Below are 26595 nucleotides of genomic sequence, written 5' to 3'. Positions count from 1 at the left end.
TCGGCCTTGGTCCGCCCTACGCGAGCCGGCGGACGGTGAGAATTTGTTCGGCCTGGCCGACGGGACCGTGGACGTCGTGCAGGACGCTGCTGGTGAGCCCCTGCCCCGACGGGCCGAAGGTGACGGTGGTGTCCAGCCCCGTCCAGGGGCCCTGCGGCTGACGGTGCAGGTGGATCGTCAGGTCGAGGTTGGGGAACATCCACTCGGTGGGATCCTGCTGCACGGCGATGCCGTTGGCGGTGTCCACGAGGGCGATGTAGGAGGCGAGCGGGCTGCTGGGCTCGCCGGCGACTAGGTCGACGAGCGACGAGATCCAGGCCGTCGTGCGGCCCCTGCGGGTCGGCGGCAGCCGCCGGACGTCGATCGACGAGATGTAGCCGCCGTCCCACGCGTCGCTCATCGCCCAGCGTGAGAGGGTCTCGGGATCGGGGAGCGGTTCGTGCGGGCTGTCGGCCACGGCCGAGGTGTCGTAGGAGGCGAGGAGCCACGCCCGGGCACGCACGACCGTCCGCCCACCGATGGCCACGACGGCTTCGAGGAGTTCTATCGTCCGGCCTGATCGCACCGTCTCCACGGTGATCTCACACTCGTCCAGGGCGATGCGCCCGAGGATGTCGTAGCTGATCCTGGCCAGGTTCAGGTTCCGTGCAGGGTGCTGGGCGAGGTGGCGGTCGATGGCGTGGACGACGAGGCCGGCGAGCGGACTGAAGTGCTGCTCGTCGGTGCTCCAGGCGCCTCCCGCATGGGCCGTGGGCTTGTAGCGGCGCTCGTCGGTGCGCTCGTAGTAGCTCTCACGGGCGCCGGTGCCGGTGGTCACGGGATCCTTCTCCTCTGGCCAGAACAGGACGTCATGCGGAACAGGCAGCTCCGTGCCGATGCTGATGATCGTAGGACGCGCCGTCCGCCTCGTCACCGTGAGGCATCGCACAACAGGACAAGGCGGGCGATTCGGTGCCGCTCGCACCGCGCGCCGGATCCTGCGGACGCCGGCAGAGCGACCGATTCAGCCGGTGCGGCGCAGAACGGCCCAGCACGGCTCTCTACCCACAGGTGGAGTGCCGCCCCGCCCCGGCCGCCGGCAGCCTCACATCGCTCACCCCGCGATCATGCCCGCCAGACGGCCGGACGGCCAGACGGCCGGACGGCCAGACGGCCGGACGGCCAGACGGCCGGACGGCCAGACGGCCGGACCGACCCACCATTCCCCTCAGGCCGGACGCCGCGAAGAGGGGAGTGAGCGCCCTACGGTCAGCTCAGCCCGTCTCCGAAGCCGTTCGTCAGCGTCCTCAAGCAGCCGCCGCGCCGCCCGCAGCCTTGCGGCTCCGCCCCGTGCGTCCAGCAGCCGGTACGCCGAGACACGCACCCACCGGGGACGTTCCGTGCCGAGTCGCTCCGTCAGCCAGTGTTCCGGCAGCAGTTCGGCGGAGGGCAGCAGGGCGAGGGTGGCTTCGCGCACCACCCCCGGCGCCGGGTCGTCCAGCAGCAGACGCATCCGCGCCACGTCCGTCGCGTCCAGCGTCCGCAGCCCGGCCACCGCCTGCGCCCGCACCCGTGACACCGGATGGTCCAGCAGCGGCCACAGCAGGGCGGCGTCTGCGCGCTCCCCGCACTCCGCCAGCCCGATGGCGGCACCGGGCGGGAGCGCGTCGTCCGCCGGGTCGGCGCACCGCTTCCGGTACCAGGCGAGCGGATCACCTCCGAGCCGGCGTACGACATACCGGGCACAGGCCCGTACCAGGCCCGATCGGTCCGTAAGGAAGCCCACGGCCTGCTCCGACCGCCCCAACCTCCGCAGCGCCGTGACCCCGGCCGACCGGGCGCGGGGACTGCGGGCGGCGAGGAGGAGCCCGACGACGTCGTCGGCATCGCCTTCCTCCGCGTCCCCCTTCGCCACGGCCGCCAGCGCGGCGTCGGCGCACAGACTCTGGACGACGGCGTCCTCGTCGCGTGCGGCCGCGCGCGCCAGCTCGACAGGGGAGAGGAGCCCCTGCCCGACGGCGAGGCGGTGCGCGAAACGGCGTACGGCGCGGTCGGCGTCGTCGAGCAACGGCGTGAACCGTTCCTTGGGCGCCCGGCACAGCACCTCGCTCACCAGGGCGACGGCGAAGTCGCCGCGGCTGCGCCGGCCGACGCGCAGCACCAGCGAGGTGAGCCGGACGGCGGTCTCCGCGTCCAGCGCCCGCGACAGCTGACCGCGGGCCAGCTCCCGCACCGGCTCCGCCCAGTCCGCGCATCGCACGACCACCAGCGGCAACAGCTCCCGGTGCCCGACGGCCTGCCCCAAGGCGCGGTGCCGGATCCGGCCGTCCCGGTGGCACAGGGCGAGCACGAGCTGGGACTCCGTCAGCCGTCCGCCGCCCCGCAGCGCCGCGGTCAGCCGCCCCCTGCCCCGCAGAGCAGAGTTCAGCCGGGCCCCTTCCTCCGTCGTCTCCCAGGCCGGGAGGCCGTACGGCGTCGGCGAGTTCCACAGGTCCGCACGCACGCCCTCGTCCAGCGCCAGCCATGCGCCCGGATCACCGATGTCGACGACCTCCCGCACCCCGGCGCCGCGAGCCAACTGCCCGGCTGCCACTGCTCCGCCCCTGACGTCCTCGTCCACTGACCGACCTCCCCCGACCTGCCGTTCTGAGTGATCGTAGGGCCGAGGCCCACGTACAGTCGCCCGGATTACGGTCCGCGCGGCCTCGCGGCCGACAGGGCGTGGAAGGACCGCACTCTCCGTGATCGGTCAGGGCCCAGGCGCGGGCCGGTGGGCCGGAGGGGTCTTCGCGCAAGCGGGGTTGTGTCACTTGATCAACTGCCCTTACCTTGCCTCCCCATGAGCATGTCACGAAGAACGATCCTCAAGGGCCTGGCCGCCGCACCCTTCGTCGCGGCAGCGGGAAGCGTGCTGTCACCCACCGTCGCCGAGGCGGCCGCCATCGACGCCGGCCAGTTCACGCTCGCCGCCCGATCCGGCAACAAATACGGCGAGTTCGCGGCCCTGACCGCCGGCCTGGCGGCCAGGCTGACCACGGTGGACGCCATGACCGTCATCGCCGACACCAACCGCAGCGCCACCCACCTCACCAGCGCCCCCAGCACCGTCGAGGCGTTCGCCACCGGCTTCGCCTGGGACAGCGACGACCAGGCGGTCGACTACTGGATCCCGCAGGGCGTCACCACCAGCGCCGACGCCTACGGCAACGGGGTCTACCCGTCGGGCGGCACCAACAAGGTCGTGCTCGCCTCCTGGTACTTCGAGACCGACCCCGACGGCGACGGCGTCGACGAGTACACGCTCGACAAGGGCCTGCGGCTGACGTTCGTCGACTACAACACCGCCTCCACACCGACGTACCGCCACGTCCTTCTGGTCGAGCCGGTCACCACCGCCACCGGGGAATACTCCTTCAACCCCATCCGCAAGCACGCCGGCGGCATCATGTGGTACGGCAACCTGCTCTATGTCGTCGACACCTACAAGGGGTTGAGGGTGTTCGACCTGAACACCCTCTTCACGGTCGACACCGCCCAGAAGGACGTGTGCGGCCTGCACACCGACGGGTTGTACTACGGCTACGGGTACCAGTACGTCCTGCCCCAGAGCTACGCCTACGACAACGCCGGGACGTACCTGCGCTACACCGCCATCGGGCTCGACCGCGCCAGCACCCCCGACAGCCTGGTGGTGAGCGAGTACTCCCTCTCAGGCACCGTCGACTACACGGACGGCACCTTCAACGGCACCGGCCCCGGAACGACCACCCCCAAGGTCGTCCGCTGGAACCTCGACTACACCAACCGGCAGGTGGGCTCGCTCACCGCGTCCGAAGCCGTGACCGTCGCCCAGCAGAAGATCCAGGGCGTCGTGTCACGCAACAGCAAGCACTACCTGTCGACGAGCGCCGGCCCCTCCACCAAGGGTTCACTGCGCACCTTCACCTCCGGCGACTCGACCGCGACCGTCGTCTGCGACCTGGCCATCGGCTGCGAGGACCTCAGCTACCACAGCAGCGGCGCGTCCGGCTGGGCCTACAGCGAGTCCGTGATCTGGAACGCCAGCGAGTACGTCAACAAGCGGTACGTCTACGCCGTACACGCCGACGGGACGTGAGCGGGTCGCCCTCAGTCCCTGTTCGGGGACGGGTGGCGTGACGGGCCGAACCGGACGGGCCTCGGGACCTCTGCGTAGGTCCCGATCACGCGGTGCCGCGCTACGCACCCCTTGTGACCTGCGGAGACCCGCGTCTCGGTGAGACCTTCGCGGGTCAGGTGGGGGCAGTGGGCGCGGAGGGCCGGGCAGTGATAGGACTGGGGGCCCCGTACACCGTCGCGAGACCGGACCGGCCCGCCATGCGATCCCCTGCCCGGCCGCGAGGCCGTACGGCTTTCTGATGCGTGGGACCGAGGAGGCGGGCGTGTTCGACGAGGCCGGCGAGGATGAACTCCTGCTTGCGGCGATGATGCAACTCGGCGCGAGGGGTGGCGCGATAGGGGGCGCCGCCGGAGGCACGATCACCGGGCACGGTGGACTGGGCAGAGCCGGAGCACGCGGCGGTGCGCGCGGAGCCGCGCGAGGCTTCAAGTGGACGAAGAAGGACGTGAGCACCACTCGCCTACCACTGCCCGGAACAGTCGAGGCGGCTTCCGCACTGCTCCACGGCATCCTGACCGGATTGGGGAGCCTGACAGGAACACAGGCGCGCGACGACGGGGGCGTCACCATGCGGGCGATCGTCGGCGTCGGACTCGGCGGCATGAACCCCGCCGTCGTGACGGCCGTTGTGGCCGCGGCCCCCGACGGGACGGCGGTGCTGGAACTCCGCGCCGCGGGCCGCGAAGGCCTGATCAAACAACACCCCGCCGACAAGGCCCTCGCGAAGATCACTGCTCAACTCGGTGCCGCGTGACGCTCTGATCCCTCTTCACCGTCAACCGCCGCCCGTACAAGCGGAGTAGCCGTGCCCCAAGCTGTTGCGCGCGGGACGCGGCGTGCTCCTGGCCGCCAACAACGCCGGCCCGCTGTTGCGTTGGCGGGCACCCTGGGCGTGGGCGCCGCACTGGTCCTCGACGCAGTCGCCGTCGGCCCCACCACGACGACCGTCGTCCCCGGCGCCGACGGCCTGCGGGACGACTACAACGGTGACGGATACCCCGACCTCGCGATCGGCGTGCCGCAGACCAGAACCGCCGCAGGACCGAGCGCCGGAGGCGTTCGGGTCCTGTACGGCCCGTCCGGCCGTCCGGCCACCCCGGGTCTGCAAGTGCTGGATGCCTCGAAGGAGTACACCGAATCGCCCGAGCAGGGTTACGGCAGTGTCCTGCGCAGCGGCGACCTCGACGCCGACGGATACGCCGACCTGCTGTCGTTCGTCCGCTGGGCGCCGGTCGACGGCGAAGCGGGCCACAACGTCACCGTCAACTGGGGCGGCCCCACGGGCCTGTCCCCACGGCGCACGCTTCTGCTGCACCTGCCCGAGGCGACATGGACGACCGGCTTCACCGTCCGATACGTCGACGGTGACCAGCACCTGGACGTGGTGACGTGGGGCAGCGAGGGCGGCGTTCCTCGCGGGGCGGGTTCCGTACGGTACGGGCCCTTCACCCGAGACGGCGCGGCGTCGAGTATGGATCAGGTCTCCGCCTGGAGCACTGACCGACTGTTCCAGGCGCGCTGTCACGGTCGACGCACCACGGAGCGCGCGATGCGAAACCCCACGTCGTCGATCCGAAAGGTCGGGTGGCTGCGCCGTCGCACCGAGGCCCGGCAGCTCCAGTGCTCGTCGGCCCATCCACCGCCACGGAGCACCCGATAGGTGCCATACACCTCGGCGTCGTAGACATCCCAACACCAGTTCCATACATTGCCCAACATGTCATACAGGTCCCAGGGGTTGGGCTGTTTGCCGCCGACAGGGTGGGGTGTCCCATCCGAGTTGCCCCGGTACCAGGCGGTCTCGTCGAGCCTGCCGTATCGCGGGCCGGTGGTCCCCCCACGACAGGCGTGCTCCCATTCGGCCTCGGACGGCAGCCGGTATCCGTCTGCGGAGCTGTCCCATTCGGCCGTATCGGCGTCGGCATGGAGGTGGTACGCGGGCGTCAGCGCCTCGCGCTGGGACAACGTGTTGCAGAACCGAGTGGCGTCCCACCACGAAACGCCCTCAACGGGCAGCCGGTCGCCCTGGGCGCTGCTCGGACGCTGACCAGTGACCTGTGCGTACAACGACTGCGTGACCGGGAACGCCGCCATCTGGAATGGTGCGACTTCGACTGGCCAACTGCGTCGCGTCCGCCGGTCCGAGAGCATCACTCGCCCTGGTGGAACTGCGACCATCTCGTTTCCTGCCCCCGTCTCCATGACGGGCACCCTACGTCGGGTGAAGCCAGGCAAAGGTGCGCTCGAAAGGGACGGTGCCCAGGCCCTCAAGCCAATGGCCGCAGAGTTCGGTGGGTAACCGGCTCGAAAAGATCAGTCGGCTACGGGTCCCCATGGCGGGCGCCCGTCTCCTTCTCCCCACGACTCTGCTGCGTCACCTGTTCCGGCAGAGCGCGCACCAGCGTGCGGAGTTGCGGGTGGTCGCGGCGGCGGATCGTGGCGATGCCGATGTGGCGGGTCGGAGCCGGCGGCTTGATCGGGACGGTGCGTAGACCCGGTACCTCCGGGGTCAGTGCGATGGAGGGGATCAGTGAGATTCCCATCCCCGCGGCGACGAGCGAGCGCGCGAAGAAGTAGTCGGTCGTGGTGCCGCGCACCTCGGGCGTGAAGCCGGCGTGCTCGGCGTAGCGGCGCAGGTAGGCCTCGGTCTTGAGACACCCGAGCACCCAGGGCTCTTCGGCAAGCTCGGTGAGTTCGAGTGCCTCGCGGTCGGCCAGGCGGTGCGCGGCGGGCAGGACGACGTGCAGGGGGTCATCCATGAGCGCTGCCCACGCCAGGCCGGAGTTCGGCCCCGGCCGCCCCGGCAGCGGTCCGTCGAAGTGGTACGCGAGTGCGAGGTCCACGGTGCCCTGACGGACGAGCGGGAGGCTGCCCTCGGGCTCGTGTTCCCTGACATGGACCACGGTGTCGGGATGGGCTGTCGCCAGCCGGGCGAGCGCGCCCGGCAGGAGAAGGCCGCCGACGCCCAGTCCGGCTCACGCGCCCGCCGGCGGCCTGCCCCGGCCGACCGTGTCGAGCAGCAGCTTCGCGGCCACCTCCGCCCCGTCGGTACGGATGTCGCCGGCCACGGCGGCCGCGCGTGCGCGGGTGTCGGGGGCCAGGGCCGTCCTGAGCGCGGCCGACAGGGACGCGCTGGTCGGCGTCGGACCGTCGTGGGCCACGCCGACACCCAGGTCGGCCACACGGCCGGCCCAGTACGGCTGGTCCGCCGCCTGGGGTACCACCACCTGAGGCGCCCCGGCCCGGGCTGCCGTCGTCGTGGTGCCCGCGCCGCCGTGGTGCACGACGGCGGCCACCCGGCCGAACAGCGCCTGATGGTTGACCTCGCCCACGACGAAGCAGTCGTCCCGGTCGTCGACCAGGGCCAGGTCGGCCCAGCCGCGCGCCACGACCGCGCGGCGGCCCAGCGCCCGGATCACCTCGACGGCCACCTCGGCGACGTCCGCCGACGTGTGCATGGGCATGCTGCCGAAACCTACGAACACAGGCGGTGCGCCGGCGTCCAGGAACGCCACCAGATCGGCCGGCAGCGGGCGGACGTCGGGGAGGACCCACGCTCCCGTCTGTACGACGTCGAGGTCCGCCGGCTCTCGCCACGGGTCGAGGACCGGGTCCGTCGCCAGCCACGGCCGGTCACCGAGGACGTAGTCGCGCACGCTGTCCACCCGTGGCAGGCCGATCGACGCCCGGTTCGTATGGAGCGCCGCGCCGAACAGCGCGTCGATGCTCTGGGCGTCGAGGTCCCACAGCACCCGGTTGTCGGTCACCCCCGGCGGGAACGGCCGCCCCGGGTACGCCAGTGGCGGGTGGTACGGCGACGGCAGAGTGAGCTGCTGGAAGGTCACGGACACGGAGGGGATGCCCAGGTTCTCGGCCACCGACAGCGCGCCGGCCGCGGCCGGCAGCACGCCCGTCGCCACCAGCGCGTCGCACCCGTCGGCCGCCGAAAGGACCACGTCGAGCTGATCGGCGATCAACTCGGCCGCGCGCTGGGGCAGGGACGACGGTGGCGGCGCCTCGTTCGTCAGCGCCCGCGCCGACCGGCCGACCGGGATCAGCGGCACGCCCACACCGGCCAGCCGCTGCGCGAAGTCCTCGTCCGGCGGCGCGCACACCCGCACCTCCGCGCCGAGCGCCCGCAGCTGCACCGCGAGTCCCCCCAGCGGTTCGACATCCCCGCGCGAGCCGTACGTCGACAACAACACACGCACCTGGCGACTCCCATTTCCTCGATTTCGGGCTACAGGCTTCGGGCTTCGGCGGGCGATTCTGCGGCACGACCCGGGTCTTGCCGCAAGCCCCCCGGTGCGCTATACGTTGTAAATGGAAAGGAGCGGGTGACGCCCTTTCCCGTTTTTTTGGCGGTTCGCCGTGGACGACAAGCCTCTTCGCGACACTGTCCTCAACCATGATCGGGCGCGATAGGGGGCTGCACGGTGGGGGAGAGAGGCGAGCGCGCCACGCGGTGGCGCAGGCGAACCGCGGTCGCGGTGTCTGCCGCTGCGCTCCTCGCACCGGATCAGGCTCCGTCGGGCACGAGCCCCGACCTCGCGGTCGTCCGCACCGACGGCCGCCTGCGGTTGTATGTCACCTCCGGCTCGCCGGGTGTCCTCTGCGACTTTCTGCTGCGGCCCGTCGCGGCACCCCGTAACCGGACGCAAAGAGGTTCCGTCCCGGCCGACCCCGGGGCCGACCAGGACGTGCCTGCCGCCGGTTCACAGGCCGACGATGCGCGCCACGAAGAAAGCCGCGATGACCACTGACCCGAGGACGATCAGGCCGAGCCAGAAGTAAGGGTGCTCCCAGACACCGCCGTCCGGCCGTTCCTGATGGGCTTCCGCGGTGCAGCCCTCCCCCGGAGGGGTCTCACCGGGCCGGCGCAGGGGTTCAGTCATGTCGTATCCCACTTCCGTGCGGGGTGACGGTTCAGCCGTCTGTCGCCGGGCGGAGACGGCTGACCGGTGGGCCTCACCATCTATTATGTCGCTTTGAAACGCTTTTCGCCCATTTCTGTTCTGTTGGATGCGGTGTCCGAAGCGGAACTTTCGGTGGAAGGGCATTGATCGCTGTCGATGCCGCGCTGAATCCGCGGCCTCGGCCGGCATGGGCGGGGTGCCCGTAGTGCACCTCGGTGTCGCCGATCGTCGGTCCCCGAGTGGACCTCTCGGCTGCTCCTCGGGCTTCCGCCGCGGGGCCGCCCGCGGCCTGCCGCGCGCTGGGACTGCAACCGTTGTGCGCTTTTCGCCGGAAGTGAGAGCGAGGTGGGCGGGGCGTGGCTTCGCCTTCGACGAGTGACAGGAGGCGTCGTGGACCTCTCGGCCCGCAGAGGATCGACCGGACGAGCCGTCGCGATCAACGCGCCGTCCGACGGGCCGCGGTATGCCTGAGACGCACCGGGGCCGACGGCAGCCCCACGAGGCCGCGGAGGTCGAGCCACTCACAGCTCTGGCGCCCCGCCCACTCCGTCATGTCCTGTTCCGGCAGTTCTGGCGGGACCTGGTGTTCTTGCACTGGGAGGCCGACCCCTTCGAGGTCGCCCGGCTGCTCCCGCCCGGAACCGTTCCCGACCTGTACCGCGGCCGCACCTACGTGGGCCTGGTCTTCTTCCGCATGCAGGACCTCGCCTTCGGCCATACGCCGCCGCTGCCGTACCTCGGGGCATTCAACGAAGTCAACGTGCGCCTGTACAGCAGGGACGCCCTCGGCCGCCGAGGGGTGGTGTTCCGCTCCCTGGACTGCGACCGGCTGCTGCCCGTCGCCGCGGCCCGCATGGGCTTCGGACTGCCCTACCGCTGGTCGCACGTTTCCCGCGAGTGGTACGGGCGCCGGCTGCTGTACCGCACCCGTGGCCGTACGGGCGCCCGCCCCGCCGGTCACGTCCGGCTCGATGTCGGCGACGAGGTCGTGACGCCGCTGCCGCTGGACGAGTTCCTGACCCGCCGCTGGGGCCTGCACGAACGCCTTGTGAAGCGCACGTACTACATGCCCAACGCCCACCCGGTGTGGACGTTCCGCAGATGCGACCTGCTCGGCTGGGACGCGTCCCTGATCGCGGCGGCCGGCCTCACCCCGCCTCGGACCGAGCCGGCCAGTGTCCTGTACGCCCCTGGAGTGCCGGTCCGGTTCGGCCCGCCCGTCCGGCTGCGGCCGGGTCGTCGGGAAGTTCACCACCCCCGCGTGACGAGGCCGCACAGCGGCGGGGCGTAACCGCGTTGCCCCCGGCGGCTGTTGTAAGAAAGTTCGCACCCGCCGAAAGGGAGACCGACCGGATCCTGGCCGCAGGACGCGCCCCGGTCGAGCGCGGTTTCGCCCATCCGAAGAACTGGTGCACCCGCACCAAGCTCCGCACTGACCACGCTCGCGCCACCCACCTGCTTCGCGCGCTGCTGGTACTGATGAACGTCGAGGCCACTACAGGAAATTGATCTCTGCCGAAGTCAGCCCACGACCAGCCAAGCACCCCGGGACAGCGTCACTGCGCCTGGTCGTGGTGATGGACAGACCGTTCGAGGACGGTGAACTCATCGGCCGAACCGCCCTGCCGGACGATCCGCACCCCGGACTGCCGCCCGCGACCAGTACGCCGGTCTCCGGTCCAGCCGAAAAGCCTCGCTGCTGCTGGGTGTTCGGCCCCATGGCAGGAGCAAGAGTTGCTCCGCGGGTGCCGACAGCATGGCCACGGTTGTTCCGGGACCGTATGTCCAGGATGCCTCGATATCGGTGGCCTCGAGTCGCCGCGCGGCCCGGAGCGGATGCGCTCGGACCCGGGCCATCTGCCGGGGCACGATCGTGTCAATGACTTCCGCCGCCACCCCTCCTCCCGCGAGATCGGGGCCGAGTGGACGCACTCTCCCGAGCGCGCGTTCGGCGTCCCGTCGGTGCAGGCGAACGGCCCGGTAGGCCTCTCCGATGCGTCATGCCCTGCCCAGGCGGCCCGCGACTGCCAGGTCCTCGGCCGGAATGCCGGCGTAGAGGCGGGCAGAGATTTCGGCCGTCTCCGCGGTGGTGCTGTCGTAGAACTTCCCTCCGGCGGCCGTGAGCCGTATCCGGGACGTCTTGGAGGCGCACAAGGGTTCGGGACCGGTGGGATAGGCGAGCCGGCGCCGGCTGGGCCGCAGCCCCGAGCGCGGGACCGCCGCCCGCGGGCTCCGGGCTGATGCTCGTCACGTTGTCCGCCCCGTCATGCCGGCCCTCGAGGGTGTCGCGGTGGCGCCGTGGCGTGTGCGCACCGCCTCCATAGCGCGACTCGCCTTGGTGTCGGAGGAGCGACACGCGGGCGTATTGGGTGAGCGGGCGTCAGTAGATCACCTTAAAGGGCTAATCGTATGTCAATACGCTTATTTTTAGAGGGGTTTGTCGCGCACCATGCGGCCGAAGGGAAGGGGCGAGGGCGCCGGAAATACCCCATTTGGCGCTCCGGGACCGGCTCTCCGAAACGCCCGATATGACAGACGTGGGGGTGATCGTTACGTTCAATCTCGTACCGGCTGTCGAGCCGGTGTCCGTGAGACAGGAGAAGCGACATGAAGACCTCTCGTTCCACTGTTGTCACCGCAGGTGTCGCGGCTGCCGCGGCTCTGGTGGCGACGGGTATCACCTACGCCTCGGCCGCTTCGGTGCCTGCGGCGGCGCCGGCGGCCCCGGCGGTCCAGGCGGCTCCGGCCGCTCCCGCGGCGGCTCCCGCAGCGGCTCCCCTCGACGGTGGCGCCCCCAAGGGCGGCGACTACGACGACGGCCGGATCTTCATCAACGAGCGCTCGTACTCCTCCCACGCCGGTGACTGCATCACCGTCATCAGCGGCCTGGGGGCCAAGACCCTGAACATCCGCAACGACAGCCGCAAGACCGTCGAGGTCTTCCGCGGTGTGGTCTGTGACAACGGCGCTCCCATCGCCACCGTCGGCCCGCACAGCTCCAGCGACGGCGTGCACGTGCGGCACACCAGGGGTGTCAAGGTCAAGAACGGTGTCGTGGGCAGCTTCCGCGTGGTCGACCACGACTACAAGGACTGATCCCGCGCCGACCGAGTAATGCGGAAGCCCCGGCCCGCCGGAATCGGGCCGGGGCTTCGGCCTGTCCATTGTCCGACACCCGCGCCCCGCGCACTCCCATGGCGGTGCCGGACAGCAGGCACTGCCGCCCCCTGCCGGGCAGCCGCCCGCCCGTTCCACTGACCTCAACAGCCGTGCGCTACCCGCCAGACCGCCACCTGTCGGCGCGGGCCCCTGAGCGGTGACCGCCTGCTTCCTCCCACCCGCTCGGGTACCGCTGAACGGGTGACGACAGCGCATAACGCCTGCCGTGTGCGGATGCTCTTGGTGAGTCCGGGGTCGGGGCCGCCGGGCCTGGGCCTGGGGATCCGGACCGGAAACGGGACCGGGAGCGCGGGCCGGGACCGGGAGCGCGGGCCGGGAGCGTGCCCGGCGGGGAGGGACGTGCCGGGGCTGTGTCACTGGGCGGGACGCGGGGCGGGGGAGGGCGGGAACGATGGGTGGGGGAGTCGCCGGAGTCCCTCCCGGTGAACGTGCGACTCCGCCGGCACGTCGAATGTGCCGCGGCCCCGACAGCGCGGGCGAGGGCAACGGGGGGCGGCATCTCGTGGAGCGTGGGAGCTGGGAGCCGGTCCGGCGATCAGCTGACGCGGGCGGCGATGGTGCGCGCGCACTCCAGTGACTCGGAATGCGTGGTGTCCACCTCCAGGTCGTAGAACACCCCGTGGTGGACCGCATCCGCCTGCGACGCGGCCATTCCCCTGATGCGGTCTCCGCGTGCGACCTCGCGGCCCGCGGCGACGGCGCTCTCACATCTGACGCCGACCCACAGCACGGCCAGCGAGCCCAGAGCCTGCTGCCACCGCTGCTGGGACGCGGCTCCGCCGAGGAAGACATCGTCGATGATGATCCTGGCGCCCGCACGGGCCATCGCCACGACCCCCTCCGTCCAGGCCGCCTCCAGGGCACGGAACTCCGCTCCGACGCTCACTTCGCCATCCGCTGAGAACGCGATCCCTCCGTCCGACGCCTGCATTCTCGCGGGCAGAGCGTCGACGAACGAGTCGCAGCCGAACGCCAGCCATGGATCCGGCAGTACGGCCTGCAGACACCGTACGATCCCGGACTTCCCCGAACTGGAGCCACCGTTGAGGATGATCATCTGAGTCGTCACCGCGCCACGGTAAGGCCCTTCCCTCACGGCACGAAACGAATATCGGCACACACCGCTCCGCTCCAGCCTCCACGGCTGGGGCCGCTGGTCGAACTCCGGGAGGCCGCCGGCATCGCTGCGACAGCGCGCCGTGCGCCGCGTGGGCGTGGCCTCTGAAGTGCGCGGCGCGTAAGCCCTCACGGCCGGCTCCGGGGCCCGGTCCGGCGTCGGCGGGCCAGACGCAAGGCCCGGCCGGCGACGTCGCGGAGAGGCCTTCCAGTACTGCTGAAGGATGCTCGGCGCTAGTAGTAGCCGACGCAGATGCCGAAGTCGGGCCACCCGAGGTCGTCGTCCGGTTCGACGTACGAGAAGTCTTGCTCGCCCACGGTCACGCCGTAGCCGTTCTGGCGGCCGACGAGCCGGGACACCGCTCCGTCTCCGCCGGATTGGTACACCTGAAGTTCGGCACGGCCGTCGCGGTTCTGGTCGGTGGTTCGTACCCCGTGGACGAAGGACGCCGATCGTATACGGATGGTGCCGGTGCGTTCGCTGCTCAGGTCCTGGGCGAGCGGTCCGTAGCGGACCTCGTGGACGGGCATGTAGGAGCGGGGCGTATCGCCGTTGTCCCGCTGGCTGTAGAACAACGCGAGATCGACATGGCCGTCACCGTCGAAGTCGCCGAACGTGCCCCGCGTCGCCATGGCCGAGTGCAACGCACCCGAGGCCTTCTGCCAGGGACTCCGAGCCTCGTCGACACTCACCCTGCGCCGGTCGTCACGAAGTAAGAAGACGACGAAGGCTTTGCCGTCACGGCCCGGGTCGTGTATCTCGTCCAGGATTCCGTCGCCGTTGACATCGGCGCGCAAGCTGCTGCCGTCGTCGCTGGAGCACACCGGCATGGGGGCGTGGTCACCCGGTCCGGGGCCGGCCGGGTGGAGCAGCCATACGGCCCCGGCCAGGACCAGCAGACCGATGACCGAGCGGCCTACCAGTTGCCGGCGGCTCTTCCCCCCTCCCGGGGGTGAGGACAACAGGCCGAGGTGCTGAGGCGATTGGCGCTTCGTGGAGTCTGGCATGCCGAAACCCTAGGTGTGCCATCTCATGGCGTTGGTGCCACGGTCACGATCACTGCGCGGCGACGTCGTCGTAGTCGTCGAGACGGGGGCTGTGGCGTTCGGTGAGGGGGCCGACCCCGAGATCTTCACGCATGAGCTTGCGCATCTTGGCGGCTGCTTGGCCGCGCGCCTCCCAGCGGGCGCGATCCTCCGGACTGCTGACGGCAATGCCGTCGACGTAGCCGTCGCAGATGCGTCGCAGGCAGTGGAACACGCTGTTGGAGGCCTTGACGACGGGTTGGGGCGCGATGAGCCACATCCGTTCTGATGCGATGGCTATGCCTGACTCCCGAAAGGCTTCGCGCAGCGCGAGCGCCCGCTCGTCGTCGGAAGGGTGCTCCCGCTCGGCCAGGGCCCGCAGGCTCTCGCCGAGGACCTTCACGGTGGTGGTGTACTGCGTGTAGATGTCGAGCCGCAGCCGCAGAGCTTCTTTGACATCCTCGTGCTTCCACCGGTTCCGGTCGGCGATGAGAGTGGCGACGATGCCGATCGCGGCACCGGTCAGGGTGGAGAGCAGTGGCAACCAGTCCATGCGGGCCAGCTTGGGCCATCCCAGGGCGGTGGCACCAGGTGAGCCTCGAGGGCGAACCTGGGCAGTCGAGTGCCGGTGCCGTCTTCTGGGCTGTTCCCACGGAATCCTTCACCTCCCCTGCGAGGATGGAGGGCATGGAGCTGCGCGGGGAGAGGGTCGTCCTGCGGCCCGTTACGGACGGCGATGATGAGATCCTCGACAGGATCGTGAGCGAGCCGGAGGTCGCGCAGTGGTGGCCGCCCCCCGACGACTACGCCGGCATGCTCGCCGTCGTTCACGAGGGTGAAGTGATCGGAGCCGTCCAGTTCGAGGAGGAGACCGACCCCGAGTTCCGCCATGCCGGCATCGACGTCTTCCTGGCGGCGCGGCAGCATGGCAAGGGTCTGGGCACGGACACGGTGCGCACGATGGCCCGGTGGCTGGTCCGGGAACGCGGCCACCACCGGCTGACCATCGATCCCGCCGCGGCCAACACCACTGCGATCCGCTGCTATCGCCGGGTCGGCTTCAGGCCGGTCGGGGTCATGCGGGCCTACTGGCGCAATCACCGAACGGGCGTCTGGCAGGACGGGCTGCTGATGGACCTGCTCGCACACGAACTGGACTGACCGAGCCCGCTGCCACGTCGCGCCCGGAGCGGGCCCACTGCCTGGCCTCAGGACGCGTGTGGTCGGAGCGGTTGGAGCCGGGCGTGCAGGAGGCAGAATTCGTTGCCCTCCGGGTCGGCCAGGACGTGCCAGTTCTCGGCGCCGGTCTGGCCGACGTCCGCGGGCTTTGCGCCGAGTGCGAGCAGTCGCTCCAACTCGGCGTCCTGGTCGCGGTCGGTGGCGTTGACGTCGATGTGCAGGGGGAGCTTCCCGGTCCGCGGGGCGCTGCTGGGGCTGAGGACGAGGGTGGGCTGCGGACCGCCGAAGCCGGCGTCGGGCGGCCCGATCTCGATGCTCCCGTCCTCCTCCCGGCCGAGTTCCACATAGCCGAGGACCTCGCTCCAGAATGCGGCGAGCCGCTCGGGGTCGGCGCAGTCGAGGATCAGCTCACTGATGCGGCATGCCATGCCCGTCAGTGTACGGAGCCGGCCCGGGAGTCGAACGTCGCTCGCGTGCTGAAGGGCGACGCGCTCGGCGATCGCGATGTGCTCGGCGGCGTCGACCGATGCCCGGTGCGCACGGACGAGCGGGGCAGCGCCGGAGAGGACGTTGTCCGCGAACGTTCCCCAGCGGAAAGACCCGTCCTAGAGTGAGGAGTCAGCGGGCGGATCAGGGGCCATCTCTGTCGACGGGGGTGCGCGATGGTGGCGATCGGGTTGCTCTTCGGGCTGCTTGCGGCCGTGGTGCTGACGCTCGTCCGGGTGCTGCTGCGGCGCGGCAGCAGGCCGACCGAGAACGCGGACGGCCTGCTCATCGAGAGGACGCGACGTCAGATGGCCGCGCACGACCGGCAGTCCTTCAGCGCGATAGCCCAGCACAACACGACGCCCACCATGGGGGACAGCTACCGCCTCAAAGGCTGATGCCCGCCAGAGTACGGTCGTGGTCCCCGGGCGCGGCACGAGCTCATTACCCGGCCGTGCAGTCGCGCGCTGCCGGCGCCCATGACGAGCGCCGGAGCCGCCGTCAGCGGATCACGTCGAACACGTTCTTCTGCACACCGTTGGCGTAGGCCTCGTGCTCGACCAGCTTCAGCTTCTGCGTGTCCTTGTCCGTGGTGCTGAACAGTCGCTTGCCCGCGCCGAGCAGCAGCGGGAAGACGAGCAGGTGATAGCGGTCGATCAGACCGGCGTCGGAGAGGGCGTGGTTCAGGGAGGCGCTGCCGTGGACGATGATCGGGCCGCCCTCGGTCTCCTTCAGTTCGGCGACCTCGTCGAGCGAGCGCAGGATCGTCGTCTCGCCCCAGTTCGACACCAGGTCGTCCTTGCCGAGGGTGGTGGAGACGACGTACTTCGGCATCACCTTGTAGTCGGCGAAGTCCTCCATGTCGGGCCACACCGGGCTGAACGCCTCGTAGCTGGTCCGGCCCATGAGCATCGCCGTGGCTTCCCGCTGCTCACGGCCCTTGATGTCGAAGGCCTCGGGGAGGAACTCGATGTCCTTGAAGGTCCACCCGGCGTTGCGGTATCCGGGCTCGCCGCCCGGGGCCTCCACGACTCCGTCGAGGGATACGAAGGCGGTGCTGATCAGGGTGCGCATACTGGTTCCTCGATGTCTCGTGTCCGGTTTTCGGCGAAGTCGGTCGGCGCGGGATCCGGCAGCACTCGCGGCTGGCGCGCACCGAACATGGTCTCTGACTGCCGATGGGGAAGAAACTCATCGGCCGCCCCGCGGGTACGCGGCATTTTTTCGGGGCCGCTACCGCGGAGAATCGTCGGCCCCGCTCGCGGACCGTGGCCCGCTCAGAAGTCGTAGCAGACGTAGGAGCCCGCGGGCGCGCGGGCGATCCGGTCCGAGCCCCAGCAGTGGAGCATCGGCGCCACGCGGTACAGGACGGCGCCTCCGGTCAGCAGGACCAGGACGGCGAGCACGGCCGTCACGATCCGCATGGCCGTCATCCGCCGTACGAGCCGCCAGGCCCCGGCGATCGCAAGCGTCCCCAGTCCCAGCATGACGGCCGACACCGGGGCGGTGTTGTTCTGGATCCCGGGAAAGCGGTCGGGGTGGGTGGCGTGCTGGACGGCGGCGAAGGCGAAGAAGAACATCAGCAGTCCCAGCAGCAACAGTCCGACGGAGCCGGCGCCGCGGCCGACGGCCCGGCCGCGGCTCCGCGGGGTTCCGGACGCCTCGGCGTCCGCGCGCACGAGCCGCCGGTCGAGGACCGCCCGCAGCCGGTTCACCTCCTTCGGGTCCGCGACGGCCCGCTTGGGCAGGACAGCGAAGCCGACGGCTGACTTGTCGGAGCTGAGCAGTACGAACAGCTCCGGGGTCTCGACATAGCGCGAGTAGAGGTGCCAGGCGTGGCCGGCCGAGCTGTGCTCGGTGGTGAGCCGGACCCCGGTATCGTCGACCGTCCCGCAGATGTCCCCCTGCCGTTCGGCGAATCGGTGGAGGCGGCGCGCCTGCAACCACGGCACCGCGGTCGTGAACGCGGCGAAGGCCGCCAACCCCGCATACAGGGGCCACGGTGTGCCATGGCGGCCGGAGCCGGCCGTCGACAGCAGGGCGCCGACGGCCGAGAACGCCAGCGTCCAGACCAGCGCCCGGCGCTGGAAGCGTCCCGCGCCGGTGTGCCTCGCGCGTGCCCGCAGCGCGGACGCCAATTCGCCGACGGTCGGCCGGTAGGCCAGCTCCACCGGTCTCTCGGCGACCGTTTCCGACTCTCGGCCCTCGGCCATGTTCCCTCCCCGGTTCGGTGATCAACCGGATCGTAGACGCTCGCTCAGCCGCTCCGGCGACCTGCGGGGGCCGGGTTCGACGGGGGGCATCGCACTTGGGCTACGCGTCATCAAGGCGCCGGGTGACCGGCTGTCTCGGTGGCGTCGTCGGCGAGGAGTGGTGCGATGTGAGCCAGAGAGCGTATGCGTGGTATCGGTGAGGGGAGTAGCCAGAGCAGTGACAGCGCTCCTCCGACGGCGGCCGTGATCAGGGTTGTCCTGAGCCCGATGATGGTGGCGAGCATCCCTCCGACGAGGGCGCCGATGGGGCGGATGCCGTAGTTGACCGTGCTGTAGGCGCCGGCCACGCGACTGCGCATGCCGTCCGGTATGACCGCGGTTTGCAGGGAGTTGAGGTTGACGTCGAACAGCATGACGCCGAGTCCGGCGAGGAATTCCGCGAGACCCAGGGCCCCCGCGCGGGCCCAGAGGGGGCCGCCGGCCATGGCGGTGACAGCGATGGGAGCCGGGAACAGCACTGCGCCGACCGCGATGCTTCGGCCCAGGCCGATCCATCGTGAAATAGCCGGGGCGATCAACGCGCCCAGGAGAGCTCCGGTTGATCCGATACCGAAAGCCAGCCCGATGACGTCTGCGGACAGGCCGAGCACGCGGTCGGCGAACAGCACGGTCAGCCCGGTGGCCGTCATGAACGTGAAGAAGTTGACGGTCGTCGCGCAGCCGAGACTCGCTCGCAGGATCGGGTGACGGATGACGAAGGCCAGCCCTTCTCTGGCACGGCGCAGCAGAGAGTGGCTTGCCTGCCCACCACTGACAGCGGCCGGTTGGTCCGCTTGGATCGGCCCCACGAGGGCGGCAGAGGCCAGGAAGGTCAGGGCGTCCGCGATCACGGCGACGGGCGCGGTGACGGCCTGGACGAGAGCCCCGCCCATGGCAGGGCCGGCGACGTAGGAGGCGGACCGGCTGGCGCTGAGCTTGCTGTTGGCGTCGACGTAGGAGGAGCGCGGCACCAGGCGGGCGAAGAAGGGCGGATAGGCGGTGTTGAACAGCACCCCTGCGGCGCCGGTCAGCAGTGCCACCGCGTACAGGTGGATGAGCGTCACGCCCCCGAGCAGGTATGCGGTCGGCAGGGTCAGCAGCAGGCACGCGCGTGCCAGATCGGCGAGGACCATCAGGCGGCGCTTGTGCACTCGGTGATCGACCCAGGCGCCCAGCACGATGGCGAGGAGGTTCGGCGCCCAGGCGAGCGCGGTGAGCCACGCAACCTGATTGGCCGAGGCATGAAGAGCCGCTACGGCAATCAGGGGTAACGCCAGTTCGGAGATGCGGTCACCTAACTGGGAGGCCGACTGCCCGGCCCAGAAGCGAACGAACCGTCGGTCCCGCCACAGTGATGTCGGCGGGCTGCTCATACGATTTCGCCGGTCTGCTCTTGGGCGCTCTCCGGGAGGTGGTAGCGCAAGAGCCGGACCCCGCGGGCGCCGCTCGGCCGGTCGGCCGGGTCACGCGTGATGTAGGGAGCGAGGACGCTCTCGATCGCGTTTTCGATGTCCGCCAGTTCTTCGGCGGACACCACCACGCGGGTGTTGGCCAGCCCCGCGAGCCTGCGCCACTCCGGATCGAGGCCGGGCTCGGTCTGCGTCACCCATCGATGCGGCAAGTCGGCGGAGTGGAGGAACATCTCCCGGGACAGCACCCTCGCAGCCGACCGGCCCTCCTCGTCCTCGGGCACTTCGAACCGGAACCCCCGGGCCACGGCTTCCCACCGTCGCGCCCGGCGATCCGTTCCGGGCTCGGCGTCGCGGACGAGTCCGAATCCCGCCAGATGGCGCAGATGCCAGCTCGTCACGGACGGAGTCGCTCCTACGTGCGGTGAAAGTTGCGTCGCTGTGGCGGGTCCGTGCCGTTGCAGTCGTTCGAGGACGGCGAGCCGTACGGGATGCGCCAGCGCCCGCATGGCCTTCGGGTCGGTGATCTCGATATCACCCAGGTGATTGCCACGGTCCATATGTGAGAGTGTTCTCTCACAAGGCGTGAGAGTCAACTCTCACACCTGACGGGACTGAGAAGCCGCTGTTTCGACATTCCCCTATGTTGACGTTCCTCGATTCAAGGCGCAGGCTGGCATCAACCAACGTCGATGCAGGCCGTTCCCGGCAGCGCCTTGCCCCGTGGCCCAGGAGGGCGTCATGGTTGAACACTCCACCGACCTGCGTGAGACCGTCCGCAGGCGGTACGCGGCGGCGGCCGTGCAGGTCACCGAGGGTGGCACCGCGTGTTGCGGCCCCCAGCCGGTCGAGGTCGACGAGACTTTCGGCTCCGCCCTCTATGGCGCCGACGAGCGCGACGCCCTGCCCGCCGAGGCCGTGGCCGCCTCCCTCGGCTGCGGCAACCCGACCGCCGTCGCCGCACTCCGGGCCGGTGAGCGCGTCCTCGACCTCGGCTCCGGCGGCGGCATCGACGTCCTGCTCTCCGCCCGCCGCGTCGGTCCCACCGGCAGGGCCTACGGGCTGGACATGACGGATGAGATGCTCCAACTCGCCCTGGCCAACGCCGAGAAGGCGGGCGCGACGAACGTGGAGTTCCTCAAGGGCACCATCGAGGCGATCCCGCTGCCCGCGAACACCGTCGACGTGGTCATCTCCAACTGCGTGATCAACCTGTCCACCGACAAGCCGGCCGTGTTCGCCGAGACCTTCCGCGTCCTGAAGCCCGGCGGCCGGATCGGAGTCTCCGACGTCGTCGCCGACGACGCCCTCACCCCCGCACAGCGGGCCGAACGCGGCGACCACGCCGGCTGCATCGCGGGAGCCCTGTCCTTCGCCGAGTACCGCCAAGGCCTGGCCGCCGCCGGGTTCACCGACATCGAGATCATCCCGACCCACCCGGTCGCCGACGGCATGCACTCCGCGATCGTGCGCGCAACGAAGCCCCTGAACACCGACGCGCCCACCGCGAACGCCGAGGCCACGGACGCGTGCTGCGGCGTCAGCGCCTGCTGCACCCCGGCGGAGACGTCCACCGGCCCCGCCCTGACCATCACCGAGGCCAAGACGGCGGCGGGCTGCGGCTGCCAGCACTGATACACGCGCCGCGGGATCCACGTATCGACGTATCCATGTATCGACGACCGTGCGGCCCGAGACCGGCCCGGCGCAGGGCCGGCGCCGTCCTCCCTCAACTGCGGGGGCGGGGGCCCGTGCGGCTGGTGAGAGCGGCGACGAGTTCGGAGACCTCGGGCCGGCGGTCGGTGGCGCGCCAGGCGATGGCCAGCTCCGCTTCGGGCAGGCCGAGGACGGGCCGGTAGACGAGGTCCGGGCGCTGGTAGAGGCCGACGTTGCCCTCGGCGATCAGTGCGACGCCCTGTCCCGAGGCCACGGCTTCGAGTACCTCGTCGGTCGAACCGGCCTCCGCGCCGATACGCGGTGTCCGCCCGGCGCGTGCCGTGGTCGCGAGCCAGAAGTCCCTCAGCGGGCCCGCGCTGCGGGGGAGGGCGATGAAGGGCTCGCCGGCGAGCTCGTCGAAGTCGATCTCCGTACGGTCCGCCATCCGGTGTCCGACAGGCAGCGCCACCCACACCCGCTCCCTGACCAGAGTTCTGGTGGCGAAGCCGGCGCCGGGAAGCGGCAGCCAGACGAACGCAAGGTCGCAGGTGCCGTCGGCGAGGCCGGCACTCGGGTCGTCCCACGCCACCAGCCGCAAGGTGATGTGCCAGCCCCGGTCGCGGAAGCCCGGCGAGCACGTCGCGCTGCACGTCCCGGCCCACGGCCGTCTGGATGCCGACGGTCAGCGACACCGGTGCGACGGCGCCGCGCGCCGTCTGGAGGGCCTCCTGCCAGTCCGCCAGCAGGTGCCGGGCCGGAGTCAGCAAGGCCTCCCCCTGAGGGGTGAGCTCCACCTTCCGGCGCTGCCGCTCGAAGAGCTGGAAGCCGAGCTGCCGCTCCAGCGCCCGGATCTGCTTGGACAGGGCCGGCTGTGAGACGTAGAGCCGTTCCGCGGCCCGCGTGAAGTGCAGCTCCTCGGCCACCGCCACGAAATACCGGAGGTCCCGCAGGTGAACGTCCATAGCTCATGGTTATACCCCAAGGTCTTGGACGCGGAGGCAGACAGCGGCGGAGAGTGGGACCACGGCCGCAACCGGCCTTGCACCCGCATCCCGCTTCCCACGTTCGCATCCCGAATTGCTTCAGGAGTTGCTTCCATGGCTGCCCTGCCCACCCGCCACCTGGCGGACCTGCAGACCTCGGCGATCGGCTTCGGCGCGATGGTCCTCTCACCCGGCATGTACGGCGAGATCGACGACCACCGCGCGGTGGCTGCCCTGCGCACCGCCCTCGACGAGGGCGTCACCTTGATCGACACCGCTGACGGCTACGGCGCCGACGGCCACAACGAGCGACTCGTCGGCCAGGCCCTGCGCGGCCGCCGCGACCAGGTGACGATCGCCACCAAGTTCGGCTTCCGTATCCCCGAGGGAGCACCGGCGCACCGCTTCCCGGTCTCGTACACGTTCGGGGAACTGGCCGTCAACGCCGAGCCGCGGTACGTGCGCGGCTACGCCGAACAGTCGCTGCGCAACCTCGGCACCGACGTCATCGACCTGTACTACCCGCACTTCCCCGACCCCGAGGTGCCGCTGGAGGACACCGTCGGCGCCGTCGCCGATCTGGTCTCCGAGGGGCTGGTGCGCCATCTCGGTCTGTCCAATGTCACCGCGGACCAGCTCCGCAAGGCCCACGCGGTCCACCCGGTCACGGCCGTCCAGGTGCAGTGGTCGATGTGGCAGCCGGTCGATCCGGACCTGCACGCGGCCGCCCGTGAACTCGGTGTCGGTCTGGTGGCCTGGGGCCCACTGGGCGGAGGCTTCCTCACCGGCACCGTCCAGGAGGTCGCCGAGGACGACTTCCGCCGCAACCTGCCCCGCTTCGAGGCCGCCAACCTCAAGGCCAACTACGACCGTTACGCCCCGCTGCGCGGCATCGCCTCCGACCTCGGACTCACCCCGGCCCAGCTGGCCCTGGCCTGGCTGCTCCACCAGGACGAGCATGTCGTCCCGATCCCGGGCAGCCGCACCCCCGCCCACATCGCCGACAACCTCGCCGCCGCGCGGGTCCGACTGCACCCCGACACACTGGCCCGCATCGACGAGGCGCTGAGCCGGTTCACCCCCGAGGGCACGGGCACCCTCCTCGACCACTGACTACACCCGGCCCCAGCTGCACCCCACCGGGTCCCAGCCCCACGACGACCTCAGCGGCGCCGGCGGCCGGCGCCCCGCGGCGCGCGGGTCGGGCCGGCGCCCGGTCGTGTCAGCGGCCGGCGGTGTCGCCGCCGAGAAGACGGGCCCCCAACGGACTCAGGGCGTGCAGGACCGCACCGCCGGTGCGCGTCGTGGTGATCAGGCCGGCATTGCGCAGCACGGCGGTGTGCTGACTGGCAGAGGGCAGCGACACGCCGACGCGGTCGGCGAGCGCCGTGGTGGTGGCCGGATACTGCAGCGAGGCCAGAACGGCCGCCCGGGTGCGCCCGAGCAGGGGGCCGAGTGCGTCCGAGCCGTCGCCGGGGGAGTCGCCCGTGTGCATCGGGTAGATCAGCACGGTGGGCTCCCCGGGCCGGTACATCAGCGCGGGCCCGCCGAAATACGACGGGACCAGCACGAGCCCCTGTCCGCACAGCGGCACGTCGACGGTGGCCGGGCCGGGCCAGGGAATGTGCAGGACAGGTGGTTCCCAGCGCCAGCAGGTGCCGAGAGTGGCCAGCAGGCCGTCGACGCCGCCGCGCAGCAGCGCCTCGGACCGTAGTGCCCGGTCCGCACCGGCACCGGCTCGGACCCGCGGCCACAGGTCGGCCAGACTGGAGCGGAAGTAGCGCCGCAGGTCCTTGGCCAGTTCCTCACGCGCCTTCGACGCGCCTTCGGCCAGTTCCCGCAGCCGGCGCCCATTTCGCGCCGTGCCGCGCAACTGTGCTATGTCGGAGGCCAGTTGCTCGGAGGGCGTCTGAGCCGCCCTAGCGGCGCCGATGTCGATGTCGTCCGTCAGCTGGACGAGGAAGTCGGGTAAGAACCCGTCCTGGGGGACGAGATCGAAGAGGATCCCGGCCTCGGTCGCGGAGCGGCTTCGGCGGTGCCATCGTGCAAGCTCGGGCCGCCTGCGGTGCGGCCCGGTCGGTCCGGCGCGCCCGCAGCGCACGCTGAAGGCCGCCTCCTCCAGGGCGTCGGGCCCCTTGAGGGTGATCTTCCTCAGGTCGGCTTCGGTGAAGTGCAAGCGCATCATGTCGGCTGATCCTTGCTCAGCAGGGGCCTTTCAGCCAGGGCCCAGAGGCATGGCGGCGTGATCTTCCAGCGCCCAGGGTGTCACCGACACATGAAGTCGCCCCTTCCTTGCGCCTTTCGAGGTAAGGGCCGGGGACTGTCACTGCTTCCGGCGGGTGGGGGACCGCGCTGCAAGTGCTCACCGGTTGGGAAAACTAACAGTACTTATATAAGTGCTGTTACGGTTGCCTCATGCCCGACCTTCAGTCGCCCGGCCCCCACGCACTCGACCCGACGCACGAGAGCCTCTGGCGGCCCCTGCGCCTGCTCCAGGACTCGATGGACGCCGACATCGCCCGGATCTACTCCGAAGAACGCATCGACGGGCTCAAACCGAGTTTCGTCATGGAACTGCTTCGCCTGCACGCCCGCGGCCCCATGACCATCACCGAACTCGCCGACTCGGTTCACCGCACGCATTCGGCACTCAGCCAGAAGGTCGCCGCGATGCGCGCGGCCGGCTGGGTACGGACCGTCGTGGGCGACGATGCGCGGAGCAAGAAGGTGATGCTCACCGACCAGGCCCGCCGCGTCGTCGGTCGCCTTGCGGCGGAATGGCGCGCCACCGAGGCCGCTCTAGCGGACCTCGAAGCGGAGATTCCCTACCCGCTCTCCCGGGTCGTCGCGGATATCGAGCAGGCTCTGGAGCGCAAGACCTTCCATGACCGGATCGCCGAAAAGCTGGCAGAGGACCCCGCATGGAGCTGAGGCGCACGCTGCTCGATGTGACTCCGTTACGGTCGTCACCGGCGTTCCGGCGGTTGTGGATCGGCCAGACACTGTCCGGCTTCGGCAGCCAGATGACGCTCGTCGCCGTCACGTTCCAGGTCTGGCAGACGACGAAGAGCGCCACATGGACGGGCGCCATCGGGCTGGCGCAGGCGCTTCCCCTCGTCGCGCTCGCGCTCTTCGCCGGATCGCTCGTCGACCGGGCGGACCGCCGGAAGTTCTATCTGCTCACGACCGGTGGGCAAGCCGTGTGCTCGCTCCTCCTCGCGCTGCAGGGCTTCCTCGGACACCTCCCGGTGGCCGGTGTCCTGGGGCTGGTCGCGGTCCAGTCCTGCCTGGTCGCCTGCGGTGGCCCGGCTTCCCGGACGTTCCTTCCCCACCTGCTGCCCCAGGACCAGCTGGCGGCGGGACTGGCGCTGAGACGGATCTCCTTCCAGGGCGCCATGCTGATGGGTCCCGCCCTGGGTGGACTGATCGTGGGCGGGTGGGGCGTCGGCGGCTGCTACCTGATCGACGCCCTGACGTTCGTCGCCGCGCTCTACGGCGCGTTCGGCCTGCCGCACATGGAAGCCGGCGACGAGGGCGCGCGGCCCGGTCTGCGGGGAGTGCTGGACGGTCTGGCCTTCCTCGGCCGCACTCCCGCCATTCGCGGGGCCCTCCTCACCGACCTGGCCACCACCGTGCTGTCGATGCCCATCAGCCTGTTCCCCCTGGTCAACGCGGAACGGTTCGGCGGCAGCCCGCGGACGCTCGGACTCTTCCTCACAGCCATCGCCGTAGGCGGCGTGGCGGCGTCCCTCTTCTCCGGTACCTTCACCCGGCTGTCCCGCCCCGGCCTGGTCATGCTGGGCGGAAGCGCCGGCTGGGGCGTGGCGTTGACCCTGTTCGGCATGTCTTCCGACCCATGGACCGGATTGGCCTTCCTCGTCATGGCCGGCGCCGCCGACACCGTCTCCGTCGTGTCCCGGAGCACCGTCGTCCAGACGCACACCCCCCGCGAACTGCTCGGCCGGGTCAGCGCCGCTGAACAGATCGTCGGGCAGGCCGGCCCCGACATCGGCAACATGCGCGGCGGCCTGGTCGCGGACGCAACTTCCGGAGCAGCGGCTCTCGTCAGTGGCGGCCTGCTGTGTCTGGGCGCCGTCGCCTTCGTAGGCGTCACCACGACGGACCTGTGTACTTCCTCGGCGGCACCCCCTCCCCACACGGCCGCAGCCGGCCCGTGAGCCCGGCTCAGGGAGCACGAGGAGGACGCCTGGCCGGCGCAGGCATCGAGGCGCCGCGTCGGCCTGGCTCCAAAAC

At 70.6% G+C, this 26595-nt stretch carries 26 protein-coding genes and 2 pseudogenes; 11 read left to right on the top strand and 17 right to left on the bottom strand.

The features are described 5' to 3' along the window. Window positions 1-16 precede the first annotated feature (16 nt). Both ACIPM1_RS15455 and ACIPM1_RS15450 read right to left on the bottom strand, forming a co-directional pair. Window positions 17-817, bottom strand: coding sequence for a thioesterase family protein (locus tag ACIPM1_RS15455; protein ID WP_402434143.1), 801 nt, complete (start codon window positions 815-817; stop codon window positions 17-19). A gap of 390 nt (window positions 818-1207) precedes the next feature. Further along, window positions 1208-2599 carry a hypothetical protein gene (locus tag ACIPM1_RS15450; protein WP_402434140.1) on the bottom strand — a complete coding sequence of 464 codons (1392 nt, stop codon included), beginning with the start codon at window positions 2597-2599 and terminating at the stop codon, window positions 1208-1210. A gap of 219 nt (window positions 2600-2818) precedes the next feature. Here ACIPM1_RS15450 and ACIPM1_RS15445 point away from each other — a divergent pair, with 219 nt between their 5' ends. The 3 genes and pseudogenes from ACIPM1_RS15445 to ACIPM1_RS15435 all read left to right on the top strand — a co-directional run. Beyond that, the gene (locus ACIPM1_RS15445; protein WP_402434137.1) at window positions 2819-4096 is read left to right on the top strand and encodes a hypothetical protein; all 1278 of its coding nucleotides are present in this window, start codon (window positions 2819-2821) and stop codon (window positions 4094-4096) included. A 304-nt stretch (window positions 4097-4400) separates the two neighbouring features. Next, a complete protein-coding gene (locus tag ACIPM1_RS15440) occupies window positions 4401-4892 on the top strand; it encodes a hypothetical protein (RefSeq protein ID WP_402434134.1) in 492 nt (163 codons plus the stop codon). Window positions 4893-4943: 51 nt separating this feature from the next. Continuing rightward, window positions 4944-5192: pseudogene (locus ACIPM1_RS15435) on the top strand (FG-GAP repeat protein); the annotation flags it as partial. Window positions 5193-5659: 467 nt separating this feature from the next. Here ACIPM1_RS15435 and ACIPM1_RS15430 read toward each other — a convergent pair. The 4 genes from ACIPM1_RS15430 to ACIPM1_RS15415 form a co-directional block, all read right to left on the bottom strand. Next, the gene (locus ACIPM1_RS15430; RefSeq protein WP_402434131.1) at window positions 5660-6340 is read right to left on the bottom strand and encodes a formylglycine-generating enzyme family protein; all 681 of its coding nucleotides are present in this window, start codon (window positions 6338-6340) and stop codon (window positions 5660-5662) included. Window positions 6341-6459: 119 nt separating this feature from the next. After that, window positions 6460-7086 carry a LysR substrate-binding domain-containing protein gene (locus tag ACIPM1_RS15425; RefSeq protein ID WP_402434829.1) on the bottom strand — a complete coding sequence of 209 codons (627 nt, stop codon included), beginning with the start codon at window positions 7084-7086 and terminating at the stop codon, window positions 6460-6462. 27 nt (window positions 7087-7113) lie between these two features. Beyond that, on the bottom strand, window positions 7114-8343 hold the full coding sequence (locus ACIPM1_RS15420; RefSeq protein ID WP_402434825.1) for a glycosyltransferase: 1230 nt from the start codon (window positions 8341-8343) through the stop codon (window positions 7114-7116). 510 nt (window positions 8344-8853) lie between these two features. After that, window positions 8854-9033: a DUF6480 family protein gene (locus tag ACIPM1_RS15415; RefSeq protein WP_402434128.1), complete on the bottom strand. Its 180-nt coding sequence runs from the start codon at window positions 9031-9033 to the stop codon at window positions 8854-8856. A 484-nt stretch (window positions 9034-9517) separates the two neighbouring features. Between ACIPM1_RS15415 and ACIPM1_RS15410 the strand changes: the two genes are divergently transcribed. Together ACIPM1_RS15410 and ACIPM1_RS15405 are read left to right on the top strand one after the other, a co-directional pair. Next, on the top strand, window positions 9518-10345 hold the full coding sequence (locus tag ACIPM1_RS15410; RefSeq protein ID WP_402434125.1) for a YqjF family protein: 828 nt from the start codon (window positions 9518-9520) through the stop codon (window positions 10343-10345). Between the two features lie 1316 nt (window positions 10346-11661). Then, a complete protein-coding gene (locus tag ACIPM1_RS15405; protein ID WP_402434122.1) occupies window positions 11662-12150 on the top strand; it encodes a hypothetical protein in 489 nt (162 codons plus the stop codon). A 619-nt stretch (window positions 12151-12769) separates the two neighbouring features. On the opposite strand, the gene cpt is transcribed toward ACIPM1_RS15405, so the two are convergent. The 3 genes from cpt to ACIPM1_RS15390 all read right to left on the bottom strand — a co-directional run bounded on the left by cpt (window position 12770) and on the right by ACIPM1_RS15390 (window position 14929). After that, complete coding sequence (gene cpt / locus ACIPM1_RS15400; RefSeq protein WP_402434119.1) at window positions 12770-13303, bottom strand: chloramphenicol phosphotransferase CPT; 534 nt, start codon at window positions 13301-13303, stop codon at window positions 12770-12772. 281 nt (window positions 13304-13584) lie between these two features. Next, complete coding sequence (locus tag ACIPM1_RS15395; RefSeq protein ID WP_402434117.1) at window positions 13585-14358, bottom strand: hypothetical protein; 774 nt, start codon at window positions 14356-14358, stop codon at window positions 13585-13587. A gap of 49 nt (window positions 14359-14407) precedes the next feature. Further along, window positions 14408-14929, bottom strand: a complete 522-nt coding sequence (locus ACIPM1_RS15390) for a hypothetical protein (protein ID WP_402434114.1) — start codon at window positions 14927-14929, stop codon at window positions 14408-14410. Between the two features lie 134 nt (window positions 14930-15063). On the opposite strand from ACIPM1_RS15390, the gene aac(6') reads away from it, so the two are divergent. Continuing rightward, window positions 15064-15537, top strand: a complete 474-nt coding sequence (gene aac(6') / locus ACIPM1_RS15385; protein ID WP_402434111.1) for an aminoglycoside 6'-N-acetyltransferase — start codon at window positions 15064-15066, stop codon at window positions 15535-15537. Window positions 15538-15584: 47 nt separating this feature from the next. On the opposite strand, the gene ACIPM1_RS15380 is transcribed toward aac(6'), so the two are convergent. After that, entirely contained in the window at window positions 15585-15983 is a 399-nt protein-coding gene (locus ACIPM1_RS15380) for a VOC family protein (RefSeq protein WP_402434108.1), read from the bottom strand. 234 nt (window positions 15984-16217) lie between these two features. On the opposite strand from ACIPM1_RS15380, the gene ACIPM1_RS15375 reads away from it, so the two are divergent. After that, window positions 16218-16439 (top strand): hypothetical protein, encoded by a 222-nt coding sequence (locus ACIPM1_RS15375; protein WP_402434105.1) that lies wholly within the window; start codon window positions 16218-16220, stop codon window positions 16437-16439. Between the two features lie 103 nt (window positions 16440-16542). Here the strand turns inward: ACIPM1_RS15375 and ACIPM1_RS15370 are convergent, their stop codons facing one another. The 4 genes from ACIPM1_RS15370 to ACIPM1_RS15355 form a co-directional block, all read right to left on the bottom strand. Beyond that, a complete protein-coding gene (locus ACIPM1_RS15370) occupies window positions 16543-17115 on the bottom strand; it encodes a dihydrofolate reductase family protein (RefSeq protein WP_356192042.1) in 573 nt (190 codons plus the stop codon). Window positions 17116-17318: 203 nt separating this feature from the next. Continuing rightward, entirely contained in the window at window positions 17319-18254 is a 936-nt protein-coding gene (locus tag ACIPM1_RS15365; protein WP_402434102.1) for a YcxB family protein, read from the bottom strand. Window positions 18255-18364: 110 nt separating this feature from the next. Next, window positions 18365-19666, bottom strand: a complete 1302-nt coding sequence (locus ACIPM1_RS15360) for an MFS transporter (protein WP_402434099.1) — start codon at window positions 19664-19666, stop codon at window positions 18365-18367. After that, window positions 19663-20211, bottom strand: coding sequence for an ArsR/SmtB family transcription factor (locus ACIPM1_RS15355; protein ID WP_402434822.1), 549 nt, complete (start codon window positions 20209-20211; stop codon window positions 19663-19665). Before ACIPM1_RS15355 ends, ACIPM1_RS15360 begins: the two co-directional genes overlap by 4 nt. A gap of 232 nt (window positions 20212-20443) precedes the next feature. Here ACIPM1_RS15355 and arsM point away from each other — a divergent pair, with 232 nt between their 5' ends. Continuing rightward, complete coding sequence (gene arsM, locus ACIPM1_RS15350) at window positions 20444-21337, top strand: arsenite methyltransferase (protein ID WP_402434097.1); 894 nt, start codon at window positions 20444-20446, stop codon at window positions 21335-21337. A 94-nt stretch (window positions 21338-21431) separates the two neighbouring features. On the opposite strand, the gene ACIPM1_RS15345 is transcribed toward arsM, so the two are convergent. Together ACIPM1_RS15345 and ACIPM1_RS15340 are read right to left on the bottom strand one after the other, a co-directional pair. Next, window positions 21432-21947 (bottom strand): LysR family substrate-binding domain-containing protein, encoded by a 516-nt coding sequence (locus ACIPM1_RS15345; RefSeq protein ID WP_402434094.1) that lies wholly within the window; start codon window positions 21945-21947, stop codon window positions 21432-21434. 241 nt (window positions 21948-22188) lie between these two features. Next, window positions 22189-22320, bottom strand: a pseudogene (locus ACIPM1_RS15340) (LysR family transcriptional regulator); the annotation flags it as partial. A 135-nt stretch (window positions 22321-22455) separates the two neighbouring features. Here ACIPM1_RS15340 and ACIPM1_RS15335 point away from each other — a divergent pair. Continuing rightward, window positions 22456-23454, top strand: coding sequence for an aldo/keto reductase (locus tag ACIPM1_RS15335; RefSeq protein WP_402434091.1), 999 nt, complete (start codon window positions 22456-22458; stop codon window positions 23452-23454). Between the two features lie 109 nt (window positions 23455-23563). On the opposite strand, the gene ACIPM1_RS15330 is transcribed toward ACIPM1_RS15335, so the two are convergent. Then, complete coding sequence (locus tag ACIPM1_RS15330; protein ID WP_402434088.1) at window positions 23564-24526, bottom strand: ArsR family transcriptional regulator; 963 nt, start codon at window positions 24524-24526, stop codon at window positions 23564-23566. Window positions 24527-24756: 230 nt separating this feature from the next. Between ACIPM1_RS15330 and ACIPM1_RS15325 the strand changes: the two genes are divergently transcribed. After that, window positions 24757-25272 carry a MarR family winged helix-turn-helix transcriptional regulator gene (locus ACIPM1_RS15325; protein ID WP_402434085.1) on the top strand — a complete coding sequence of 172 codons (516 nt, stop codon included), beginning with the start codon at window positions 24757-24759 and terminating at the stop codon, window positions 25270-25272. Continuing rightward, window positions 25263-26519, top strand: coding sequence for an MFS transporter (locus ACIPM1_RS15320; RefSeq protein WP_402434082.1), 1257 nt, complete (start codon window positions 25263-25265; stop codon window positions 26517-26519). Before ACIPM1_RS15325 ends, ACIPM1_RS15320 begins: the two co-directional genes overlap by 10 nt. Window positions 26520-26595: the final 76 nt, after the last annotated feature.

The sequence above is a fragment of the Streptomyces sp. NPDC086766 genome, from assembly GCF_044746005.1.
GTDB lineage: Bacteria > Actinomycetota > Actinomycetes > Streptomycetales > Streptomycetaceae > Streptomyces.
The sequence above is the reverse complement of the archived record's forward strand: the minus strand, read 5'-3'. Positions and strand labels throughout refer to the sequence as shown.

What these genes read in the sequence shown, in the direction of transcription:
- ACIPM1_RS15445 (WP_402434137.1), top strand. Translation starts at nt 2,819, where the DNA reads ATGAGCATGTCACGAAGAACGATCCTCAAGGGCCTGGCCGCCGCACCC.
- ACIPM1_RS15430 (WP_402434131.1), bottom strand. Translation starts at nt 6,340, where the DNA reads ATGGAGACGGGGGCAGGAAACGAGATGGTCGCAGTTCCACCAGGGCGA.
- ACIPM1_RS15415 (WP_402434128.1), bottom strand. Translation starts at nt 9,033, where the DNA reads ATGACTGAACCCCTGCGCCGGCCCGGTGAGACCCCTCCGGGGGAGGGC.
- ACIPM1_RS15410 (WP_402434125.1), top strand. Translation starts at nt 9,518, where the DNA reads ATGCCTGAGACGCACCGGGGCCGACGGCAGCCCCACGAGGCCGCGGAG.
- ACIPM1_RS15405 (WP_402434122.1), top strand. Translation starts at nt 11,662, where the DNA reads ATGAAGACCTCTCGTTCCACTGTTGTCACCGCAGGTGTCGCGGCTGCC.
- ACIPM1_RS15395 (WP_402434117.1), bottom strand. Translation starts at nt 14,358, where the DNA reads ATGCCAGACTCCACGAAGCGCCAATCGCCTCAGCACCTCGGCCTGTTG.
- ACIPM1_RS15390 (WP_402434114.1), bottom strand. Translation starts at nt 14,929, where the DNA reads ATGGACTGGTTGCCACTGCTCTCCACCCTGACCGGTGCCGCGATCGGC.
- ACIPM1_RS15380 (WP_402434108.1), bottom strand. Translation starts at nt 15,983, where the DNA reads ATGGCATGCCGCATCAGTGAGCTGATCCTCGACTGCGCCGACCCCGAG.
- ACIPM1_RS15375 (WP_402434105.1), top strand. Translation starts at nt 16,218, where the DNA reads ATGGTGGCGATCGGGTTGCTCTTCGGGCTGCTTGCGGCCGTGGTGCTG.
- ACIPM1_RS15370 (WP_356192042.1), bottom strand. Translation starts at nt 17,115, where the DNA reads ATGCGCACCCTGATCAGCACCGCCTTCGTATCCCTCGACGGAGTCGTG.
- ACIPM1_RS15365 (WP_402434102.1), bottom strand. Translation starts at nt 18,254, where the DNA reads ATGGCCGAGGGCCGAGAGTCGGAAACGGTCGCCGAGAGACCGGTGGAG.
- ACIPM1_RS15360 (WP_402434099.1), bottom strand. Translation starts at nt 19,666, where the DNA reads ATGAGCAGCCCGCCGACATCACTGTGGCGGGACCGACGGTTCGTTCGC.
- ACIPM1_RS15355 (WP_402434822.1), bottom strand. Translation starts at nt 20,211, where the DNA reads ATGCGGGCGCTGGCGCATCCCGTACGGCTCGCCGTCCTCGAACGACTG.
- arsM (WP_402434097.1), top strand. Translation starts at nt 20,444, where the DNA reads ATGGTTGAACACTCCACCGACCTGCGTGAGACCGTCCGCAGGCGGTAC.
- ACIPM1_RS15335 (WP_402434091.1), top strand. Translation starts at nt 22,456, where the DNA reads ATGGCTGCCCTGCCCACCCGCCACCTGGCGGACCTGCAGACCTCGGCG.
- ACIPM1_RS15330 (WP_402434088.1), bottom strand. Translation starts at nt 24,526, where the DNA reads ATGATGCGCTTGCACTTCACCGAAGCCGACCTGAGGAAGATCACCCTC.
- ACIPM1_RS15325 (WP_402434085.1), top strand. Translation starts at nt 24,757, where the DNA reads ATGCCCGACCTTCAGTCGCCCGGCCCCCACGCACTCGACCCGACGCAC.
- ACIPM1_RS15320 (WP_402434082.1), top strand. Translation starts at nt 25,263, where the DNA reads ATGGAGCTGAGGCGCACGCTGCTCGATGTGACTCCGTTACGGTCGTCA.